10 protein-coding genes are annotated in these 9,228 nt (G+C 42.8%); all 10 read left to right on the top strand.

Features of this window, described 5'->3' with window-relative positions; translation table 11 throughout:
* Positions 1–213: 213 nt before the first annotated feature.
* Positions 214–825: a sugar transferase gene (locus SD31_RS10630; protein WP_039054101.1), complete on the top strand. Its 612-nt coding sequence runs from the start codon at positions 214–216 to the stop codon at positions 823–825.
* 3 nt (positions 826–828) lie between these two features.
* Positions 829–1,458 (top strand): acetyltransferase, encoded by a 630-nt coding sequence (locus SD31_RS10625; RefSeq protein WP_039054100.1) that lies wholly within the window; start codon positions 829–831, stop codon positions 1,456–1,458.
* Positions 1,459–1,473: 15 nt separating this feature from the next.
* Positions 1,474–2,619, top strand: a complete 1,146-nt coding sequence (locus SD31_RS10620; protein ID WP_039054099.1) for an aminotransferase class I/II-fold pyridoxal phosphate-dependent enzyme — start codon at positions 1,474–1,476, stop codon at positions 2,617–2,619.
* 186 nt (positions 2,620–2,805) lie between these two features.
* Positions 2,806–3,576, top strand: a complete 771-nt coding sequence (locus tag SD31_RS10615) for a polysaccharide biosynthesis/export family protein (protein ID WP_039054098.1) — start codon at positions 2,806–2,808, stop codon at positions 3,574–3,576.
* A 6-nt stretch (positions 3,577–3,582) separates the two neighbouring features.
* A complete protein-coding gene (locus SD31_RS10610; protein ID WP_231561473.1) occupies positions 3,583–5,643 on the top strand; it encodes a GumC family protein in 2,061 nt (686 codons plus the stop codon).
* Positions 5,627–5,971, top strand: coding sequence for a tyrosine-protein kinase family protein (locus SD31_RS19160; RefSeq protein WP_231561472.1), 345 nt, complete (start codon positions 5,627–5,629; stop codon positions 5,969–5,971). Before SD31_RS10610 ends, SD31_RS19160 begins: the two co-directional genes overlap by 17 nt.
* 45 nt (positions 5,972–6,016) lie before the next feature.
* Positions 6,017–6,706, top strand: coding sequence for an MraY family glycosyltransferase (locus SD31_RS10605; RefSeq protein WP_052258968.1), 690 nt, complete (start codon positions 6,017–6,019; stop codon positions 6,704–6,706).
* A 144-nt stretch (positions 6,707–6,850) separates the two neighbouring features.
* The gene (locus SD31_RS10600; protein WP_316929853.1) at positions 6,851–7,711 is read left to right on the top strand and encodes an NAD-dependent epimerase/dehydratase family protein; all 861 of its coding nucleotides are present in this window, start codon (positions 6,851–6,853) and stop codon (positions 7,709–7,711) included.
* 123 nt (positions 7,712–7,834) lie between these two features.
* Positions 7,835–8,908, top strand: a complete 1,074-nt coding sequence (gene gmd, locus SD31_RS10595) for a GDP-mannose 4,6-dehydratase (protein ID WP_039054097.1) — start codon at positions 7,835–7,837, stop codon at positions 8,906–8,908.
* A 115-nt stretch (positions 8,909–9,023) separates the two neighbouring features.
* Positions 9,024–9,228, top strand: a 205-nt coding sequence (locus SD31_RS10590; RefSeq protein WP_039054096.1) for a transposase, incomplete at its 3' end; no start/stop codon positions are given.

The raw sequence follows: 9,228 nt of genomic DNA, 5'->3' as shown, positions 1-9,228 counted from the left end.
TGGTAGAAGGGGAGAACGGATTAATAGTTCCGACAAAAGATGAAGAGGCCTTATATCAGGCAATGTGTAGACTGAATAAACGAAGAAGKTCTTTAATAAATAAAATRAAWTACTAAGACTCAAATATGATAACGAGTCGCTATGAACAAAAAGTAGTCTGGAAAGCGCTACTGGAAGAATATAGAAAACTGTTAAAAGAAAAGGGGGTGGGAGATGTATAAGAACTTTTTTAAGAGAATTATAGATTTTATTGTTGCTTTATTAGGCTTTGTGATATTGTCTCCGGTATTTCTTATTGTCACTATAGGCTTATTTTTTGCCAATGGAGGCAAGCCTTTTTTCTTTCAATCTAGACCGGGTAAGGGGGGAAAGATTTTTAAGATTATAAAGTTTAAGACGATGAATGATAAGCGTGATGCAGAAGGTAAACTTTTGCCGGATGCTGAGCGCTTGACAAAAATTGGTAGTTTTGTTCGTAAGACTTCATTGGATGAGATTCCCCAACTGATAAATGTTATTAGAGGGGATATGTCTCTGATCGGTCCGCGCCCTTTGTTGGTGGAATATCTTCCCTTGTATAATACACATCAGGCCCGAAGGCATGAGGTGCGTCCCGGTATTACGGGTTGGGCCCAAGTAAATGGTCGTAATGCCATATCTTGGAAACAAAAATTTGATTACGATGTCTGGTATGTGGATAATATTTCCTTCGTGTTGGATGTCAAAATTATATTGATGACGATTAAAAAGGTGTTCAAACGAGAAGGTATTTCAGCAGAAGGGCATGTTACGATAGAGCCGTTTACCGGCAATGAAACAATGTAGAATATGGAAAACAAAGACCTTATACTGTATGGAGCCGGCGGACATGCTAAAGTCATCGCGGATATGGCGGAGGGCACAGCATGGACGATAAAAGGTGTCATCGACACAAACAAAGGGGGAGAGCATTTGTTAGCTAAATATCCTATATACTTGAAACCAGAAAACTTACCTTTGTATGGTGCTTCGCGATGGGTGGTAGCTATAGGGAGCAATGCAATCCGTAAGAAAGTTGTGGAGGAGGAGCTTCGTGGGAAATCCTTTGGCATTATACAAGATAAGACAGCTATAGTTTCTCCATATGTGCAGATTGGGGAGGGGACGGTAATTATGCCTGCGGCAGTTATCAATGTTGATGCTCGTATAGGAAAACATTGTATTATCAATACAGCAGCCTCCATAGATCATGATTGTGTGTTGGGGGACTATGTGCATATATCGCCCAATGCCTGCCTCGCCGGATCCGTTTCTGTGGGAGAGGGTACTCACGTAGGCATAGGTGCGACAGTGATTCAGGGAATCAAGATTGGCAGGTGGTGTACCATAGGTGCTGGGGCAGTGATTATAAGGGATGTGCCGGATGGATGTACGGTAGTAGGAAACCCGGGGAAGATTATAAAGCAAAGAAATTTTTAGTTTGAAAATAATAGTATGTCAGAAAAAATATGGTTATCCTCACCACATATGGGCGGTAACGAATTAAAATACATACACGAAGCATTTGATGCCAATTGGGTTGCGCCCTTGGGTCCCAATGTGAATGCTTTTGAGCAAGATTTGGAGCAGTTTCTGGGAGGAGAAGTAAAAGTTGCGGCACTATCTGCGGGTACGGCGGCATTGCATCTGGCGCTTATAGAGTGTGGGGTAGGTCATGGCGATGAGGTGATCTGTCAGTCTATGACTTTCTCGGCATCGGCAAATCCTATAGTTTATCAGGGTGCCACGCCTGTGTTTGTGGATTCCGAGCCTGATACGTGGAACATCTGTCCTGTTGCATTGCGTGAGGCTATTGAAGATCGCATAGCTAAAGGAAAGAAGCCTAAGGCCATCGTTGCGGTACACCTGTACGGCATGCCTTTCAACGTAGAAGAGGTGTTAGGAATAGCCAAGGAGTTTGATATACCTTTGATAGAGGATGCTGCGGAAGCTTTGGGCTCTACCTATAAGGGGAAGGCCTGCGGTACGTTCGGCAGATTCGGTGTGCTTTCTTTCAACGGTAATAAGATTATTACTACTTCCGGAGGAGGGGCTTTGGTATGTCATACACAGGAAGATAAAGATAAGGCCGTATTCCTTTCTACGCAGGCACGCGACAATGCGCCGCACTATCAGCATTCGCATATAGGATACAACTACAGGATGTCCAATATTTGTGCGGGTATAGGTAGAGGACAGATGGAAGTATTGAGGGATCGTGTGAAAGCTCGCCGAGCGATGCACGGCTTTTATAAAGAGCTGTTTGCCGGAGTGCAAGGTGTACGTGTGTTTTCCGAGCCGGATGAGAAGTATTTTGCCAACCACTGGCTGTCAGCCATTGTTATTGAGCCGGAAGAGGCTGGCTTTACAAGGGAAGAATTACGTTTGGCCTTGCTGGAAGAAAATATAGAGTCGCGCCCGTTGTGGAAGCCTATGCATTTGCAGCCAATCTTTGCGGATGCTCCGTACTATGGTGGTAAAGTGGCGGAAGATTTGTTTGACAAGGGATTATGTCTTCCTTCGGGTTCAAATCTGACGGATGAGGATAGAGCAAGGATTAAGGCTACTATCATGCGTCTGGTTACTGCGAAACAAAGATAGAATAGTTTTTCTCGAACACGGAATACGTTCTTTCTTAATATATTATGTTTTTTTAAGGTAAATTAGTTTTTATTTTACCTAAAAGAAAAACGTCAGGCTTTTAATTTTATGCTAAATAAGCATTACTTTTGTGTGACATAATAAATATTGTGGTTTAATATTTGTTATGTTTTTTATAAAACGGTTATGAATAGAATACTTCTTTGTTTTGCTCTTATCAGTTTGTTTTGTCTGTCTTGTGCTTCGCGGAAGGACTTGGTATATTTTCAAAGTGTGGACAGTGCGGCCTTGATAACAGCCTATGAAAATAATGCTCCGAAGCTTCAACCGGGAGATATCTTGGCTATATCGATAACTGCGGATGATATAAGAGCAACTCAACCTTTTAATCCTATTTCTTCTTATGCGGGAGCTGCAGGAACAGTGCAAGGAACAAACCCTTTTATTCCGACCTATACTATTGATAACAACGGCTATATAGATTTTCCGAAATTGGGGAAGATTAAGTTGGCCGGCAAGACAAGGACGGAGGCTTTGGATTATTTGCGAAGAGAAGTAGGTCGTTTTATTGTGGATCCGGGGGTGAGTATAGAGGTGAGGAATTTTAAAGTTACTGTGCTGGGAGAAGTAAGAAATCCGGGTACGTTTCCTGTGAACAACGACCGCATTACGGTATTGGAAGCTTTGGGTCTTGCGGGGGATCTGACCATCAATGGTGTCAGAAAGAATGTGCTCGTTATCCGTGAGCAGAACGGAGAGAAGAAGGTACACCGTATAGATTTGACCTCTCCGGAAGCCTTGAATTCACCAGTTTATTATTTGGCACAAAACGATGTAATCTACGTGGAACCTAACGGGGCACGCATACAGTCGTCAAAATACACACAGAACACCTCCGTTTTCGTATCTGTGGCCAGTCTTATTATTGGTTTAATCACATTAATCGCCCGTAATTAATATTGCATGAATACTGAAAATCCACAACATATACAGGAAGAGAACGAGATAAACTTAAGACAGTATGTAGAGCAGTATGCCTATTACTGGAAGTGGTTTGTGCTATCTGTGGTTATATGTTTAGCGGGAGCCTTTCTTTATCTAAGATATGCACCTAAGATATATAATGTGCAGGCTAAAATATTATTGGAAGATGAAAAGTCCGGGGCTGGAGACATGGCTGGACTGTCAGAGCTTCTTTCTGTGACGGGAGGAGGAAGCCAGGCTTCTGCTTTTGTGTCGGATCAGATTGATGTGATGAAGTCGCGTCGGATCTTGACTAAAGTAGTAAATAATAACCGACTAAATATAGTCTATAATTCCAAAGGGAAGATTATGGAATCGGAACTTTTGGAAAGTGAATCGCCGGTGAAGGTTATCCTCTTGGATGAGGATAATCCGAAGCTTGATTCCTTAACCTATACTTTTCGACTAACGCCGAAAGATAATGGTCAGGTGAAGTTCTCGGATAAAGAGCAAATCATAGATCAATATGTTTTCGGTGAGAAGATAAATACGCCGGTAGGGGCTATTATGCTTATGCCGCAAAAAGGCCGTAAGTTCGAAAACGAATTGGAGATAGACATTGTGCCGATAGAGAAGGTGGTGGATGGACTGTTAACTAATATCAATATTACGCCTAATGGTAAGGAGAAGCAGTCTTATATTGTTAATCTTTCCATGAACCATACCAATCGGAAAAAGGCGGCACTTATTATTAATTCGGTTATCGAGCAGTACGATTTGGATGCCAAGGAAGATAAGCTGAAGCTTACCAAGGCTACTTCGGAGTTTATTAACAACCGTTTGGCCTTGATTACGAAGGACCTTTCGCAGTCGGACAGCAAAGTTGCTACTTATAAAGATCAGAACAATCTGATTGATATGCGTTCGGAGGTCCAGATGTACATGGAGAGTGCTGCGACGAATGAGCGTAAGCTGATAGAATATCAGACGCAGCTGCGCTTGGCAGACATGATGCGTGAGTCGGTGACGGATGAGATGAAGCTGCTGCCGTCTAATATAGGGTTGACAGACCCGTCTATTGAGGCTACTATACGTTCTTACAACGAGCTGGTCCTTGAAAGAGAAGACCTGTTGAAATCGGCAACGCCGGACAACCCTATCGTAAAAAATCTCGAAAAGAATATTAATGAGGTTAAAAAAAACCTGATTTCTTCGCTTCAGAATTATAGAAATGTGTTGCAAACAAACGTAGGCGTTATTCAAGAGCAGACCAGCAAATATACCGGTAAGTTGGGGCAGCTTCCAACCCAAGAGAAGGATTATAAAGATATTTCACGCCAGCAGCAGATTTTTGAGTCCTTATACTTATTCTTGTTGCAAAAGCGTGAGGAAACCGAGATTAAGGCTTCTGCAACTCCTGCAAACCTAAAGATAATCGACGAAGCCTATGGCTCCTCGATTCCTGTGTCTCCTAAAAAACCGATAATATTATTGGGAGGATTCATTCTTGGCCTTATTTTGCCATTTTTAATTTTATACATCAAGTTTATGCTTGATAATAAGATTCACTCGAGAAAGGATGTGGAGGATGCGTTCTCTGCACCTATTTTGGGAGAGGTGCCATCTTCGGAACACAATATTATTGAGGACAACGATAGATCCTCCTTGGCTGAGTCTATACGTATTTTGCGTACGAATATTAATTTTATGTTGGGGCATAAGAAGGATTCTTCGGTGATTTATGTGACATCCACAACTTCCGGAGAGGGTAAATCCTTTATAGCTACCAACTTGGCTAAGATTCTGACCATGTCCGGTAAGAAGGTTTTGCTTTTAGGAGCAGATATTCGTTCGCCAAGGGTATTAGACTACTTAGGGCTGTCGCATCTGCAGCACACCAACATTGGGATTACCCAGTATTTGATTAATCCGGAGATTGATATTGCGCAGATTGTGATAGAGAAGCCGGAACCGTACAATTTTGATATTATCTATTCTGGGTATATAGCACCGAACCCTGCGGAGCTATTGATGAATGGATATTTTGTCCAATATTATTAACTACGGTAGAGAGCATTATGACTATGTGATTGTAGATACGGCTCCGGTAAGTCTTGTGACAGATACTATCCTGATTTCGGAATACGCTGATTTAACAATATATGTTGCTCGTGCTAACTATTTGGACAGACGTTTGCTCAATGTGCCTAAAGAGCTTTATCAGCAAGGCAAGCTGAAAAACATGGCTGTGGTGATAAACGACGTAGACTTCAAACGTGGTTATGGTTATGGCTACGGTTATGGTTACGGTTATGGAGAGAAGAAAGAGGATAAATCCTTAATTAGAAAGCTAAAGGGGATGTTTGGGAAAAAACAAAGTAGAGTGTAAATTCAGGGCTGTCTGGGGTTGCGGTATGGTTATTCTTTATATCTTATGGGGGTAGCTGATGACCTGATTAACGTCGATTACAAGTGGAAGTTTTTAATCCAGATAGGGGCGGTAATGCTGTTCCCTCTGGCCAATCTGTGGATAAATGACCTCTATGGCGTATGTTTTATCGTGAAGGTGCCTCATCTGATAGGTATAGCCCTGACGGTATTTGCTACAGTATTTATTATCAATGCGATCAACCTTATTGACGGATTGGATGGGCTGTGTTCGGGTTTGGTGATGATGAGCTGTTTGGTGATGGGAGGCTTATTCTTCTATAATGGGGCCTGGGTGCATGCTATTCTGGCCTTCATCACGGCGGGAGTGCTTATACCGTTCTTTTACTATAATGTGTTTGGTGTTTCCAAGCGCCGTCGCCGCATCTTTATGGGGGATACGGGAAGTATGACGTTGGGCTATACGGTGGCTTTCTTGACCATAAGCTATTCGATGAACCTGAAAGAGATAAAACCTTTTGCTGAAGGAGCTATTGTGGTGGCTTTTTCTACACTTATTGTGCCTATCTTTGATGTTGTCCGCGTTATATTAATCCGTTTTTTTACAAAGAAACCGCTTTTTAAGCCAGACAGAAGCCATATTCATCATAAACTTCTACGTAGTGGATTTTCTCACAGGGGGGGGCTATGCTCACTATTTTGGGACTTTCCTTATTTTTCTCTATTTTCAATCTGATTACAGTTCAATATATTAGTAATAATCTTGTTATTCTGTTTGATATTATTCTATGGCTCTTAATCACGGTGCTGTTTAATTATTGGGTGAATAGCAAGAATGCGGTTAAACTTCAACAGAGTTAGTTCCTAAATAATATTAAACATGCGTGTAGCAATAATAGGAGGTTCGGGGTTCGTTGGCACAAGACTGCTAGAACGTCTGCGTCAACAAGAAGGATATTCCCTCAAAAATATTGACAAGGCACCAAGTGAATTGTTTAAAGAGATTACGCACATTGCGAATGTTTTGGACGAGGAGAAGATAACGGCCTTGCTGAAGGATACGGACCTGGTGGTGTTATTGGCGGCAGAGCATAGAGATGATGTGACTCCTGTCAGTCTTTACTACGATGTGAATGTGCAGGGTATGCGCAATACGCTGAAGGCTATGGAAGCCAACGGTGTTAAGCGTTTGGTGTTCACCAGTTCGGTAGCGATATACGGGTTGGATAAAGATAATCCGGATGAATCTTTCCCGGCGGATCCGTTCAATCATTATGGCAAAAGCAAATGGGAGGCGGAACAGGTGCTACAGGAGTGGTACAAAACGCATGAGGACTGGAACATCAATATCGTTGGTCCGACCGTGATTTTCGGAGAACGAAACCGCGGGAACGTATATAACTTGCTGCATCAGATTGCTTCTGGCAAGTTTATGATGGTAGGTAAGGGAAATAACGAAAAGTCCATGTCCTATGTGGGGAATGTGGTAGCTTTCATTCAGTTTCTGATAGAGCAATACAGGGAAGGATATCATGTATTCAACTACGTGGATAAGCCGGACTTCACGACAAAGGATCTGGTAGCTCTTACGAGCAAAATCTTAGGGAAGCATATCCCTTCCATCCAGATTCCTTACGCCTTAGGAATGCTTGGCGGCTATTGTTTTGATGTATTAGCCTTTATCACACGAAAGAAGCTGCCTATAAGTTCTGTCAGAGTAAAAAAAAATTCTGTGCGGTGACCAAATACGACTCCACGAAAATGCGGGATTCGGGATTCGTTCCTCCCTACACCTTGGAGGAGGGGCTGTCTCGTATGCTGAAAGCAGAATTTTTATAGTATAAAATATTAAGATCAATACATAATGAAAAAAGCATTAATAACAGGGGTTACAGGACAAGATGGCTCGTATTTAGCAGAACTGTTGTTGGAGAAGGGATATGAGGTTCATGGTATAAAAAGAAGGGCTTCTTCTTTCAACACGCAGCGTATTGATCATTTGTATGTAGATCTTCATGAAGAGAATGTGCGTTTCAAACTCCACTATGGAGATTTAACGGACTCTACAAATATCATTCGTATCATCCAGGAGGTGCAACCTGATGAGATCTATAATCTGGGAGCCATGTCGCATGTGAAGGTAAGCTTTGACATGCCGGAATATGTGGCTAATGTGGATGCTGTGGGCACCTTGCGTCTGTTGGAGGCTATACGTATTCTCGGATTGACGGAGAAAACCAAAATATATCAGGCGTCTACCTCGGAGCTTTACGGAGGGATGGCTGCCAACAAGAATGCGAAAGGCTTATACGACGAGTCGTCGCCCTTCTATCCACGTTCACCTTATGGCGCCGCCAAAATTTACGGTTATTGGATTACGCGCAACTATAGGGAGGCGTACGGCATGTTTGCCTGCAACGGTATCCTGTTCAACCATGAGTCACCCCGTCGGGGAGAGACTTTCGTGACACGTAAGATTACGATGGCCGTGGCGCGCATTGCCAAGGGCAAGCAGGAATGCCTTTATCTGGGTAATCTGAATGCGCAGCGCGACTGGGGACATGCTAAAGATTATGTAGAGGCGATGTGGTTGATGTTGCAGCAGGAAAAGCCCGATGACTATGTCGTAGCTACAGGAAAAACCACCTCAGTGCGTGACTTTGTTCGCATGGCTTTCGCTGAAGTGGGAGTGGAACTAGATTTTGTGGGAGAAAATGAGAAGGAGATAGCAATAGTTAGAAGCAGCAGCAATCCACAGTATCAGCTGGAGCCCGGAAAGGTAGTTGTAAAGGTCGATCCTGAATATTTCAGACCGACAGAGGTAGACCTGCTCATCGGTGACCCGTCCAAAGCTAAGCGTGTGTTAGGTTGGGAGCCGAAGTACACATTGGAAGAGATGGTAAAAGAGATGGTGCAATCCGATTTGAATAATTGTTAGGTTATATTTTTTTATTGTGAAGGAGTTTCTTAAAAGCAAGTTTTCCACATGTAAGCTTCCCCGAAAAAAAGACTGTTAGAGAATAGCAAATGATTGATAACTTTAACAGTGTATTATGAAAGGGAAACGATTCAAACCGGAGCAGATCAGTAAGATCCTTAAGGAATTCGAGGCTGGTAAAAGCGTTCAGGAAATCACACGTGAACACGGGGTCAGTCCTGCCTCCTTTTACAAATGGCGCCAGCGATACGGCGGCCTTGACGGTAGTGAGCTAAAGCGGGTTAAGGAACTGGAAGAAGAGAACCGCAAGCTTAAGCGGA

The sequence above is a fragment of the Sphingobacterium sp. T2 genome, from assembly GCF_000814685.1.
Classification (GTDB): domain Bacteria; phylum Bacteroidota; class Bacteroidia; order Sphingobacteriales; family Sphingobacteriaceae; genus Sphingobacterium; species Sphingobacterium thermophilum.
Note: the sequence above shows the minus strand (reverse complement) of the source record. Positions and strands in the feature narration are given on the sequence as shown.

What these genes read in the sequence shown, in the direction of transcription:
- SD31_RS10630 (WP_039054101.1), top strand. Translation starts at nt 214, where the DNA reads ATGTATAAGAACTTTTTTAAGAGAATTATAGATTTTATTGTTGCTTTA.
- SD31_RS10625 (WP_039054100.1), top strand. Translation starts at nt 829, where the DNA reads ATGGAAAACAAAGACCTTATACTGTATGGAGCCGGCGGACATGCTAAA.
- SD31_RS10620 (WP_039054099.1), top strand. Translation starts at nt 1,474, where the DNA reads ATGTCAGAAAAAATATGGTTATCCTCACCACATATGGGCGGTAACGAA.
- SD31_RS10615 (WP_039054098.1), top strand. Translation starts at nt 2,806, where the DNA reads ATGAATAGAATACTTCTTTGTTTTGCTCTTATCAGTTTGTTTTGTCTG.
- SD31_RS10610 (WP_231561473.1), top strand. Translation starts at nt 3,583, where the DNA reads ATGAATACTGAAAATCCACAACATATACAGGAAGAGAACGAGATAAAC.
- SD31_RS10605 (WP_052258968.1), top strand. Translation starts at nt 6,017, where the DNA reads ATGGGGGTAGCTGATGACCTGATTAACGTCGATTACAAGTGGAAGTTT.
- SD31_RS10600 (WP_316929853.1), top strand. Translation starts at nt 6,851, where the DNA reads ATGCGTGTAGCAATAATAGGAGGTTCGGGGTTCGTTGGCACAAGACTG.
- gmd (WP_039054097.1), top strand. Translation starts at nt 7,835, where the DNA reads ATGAAAAAAGCATTAATAACAGGGGTTACAGGACAAGATGGCTCGTAT.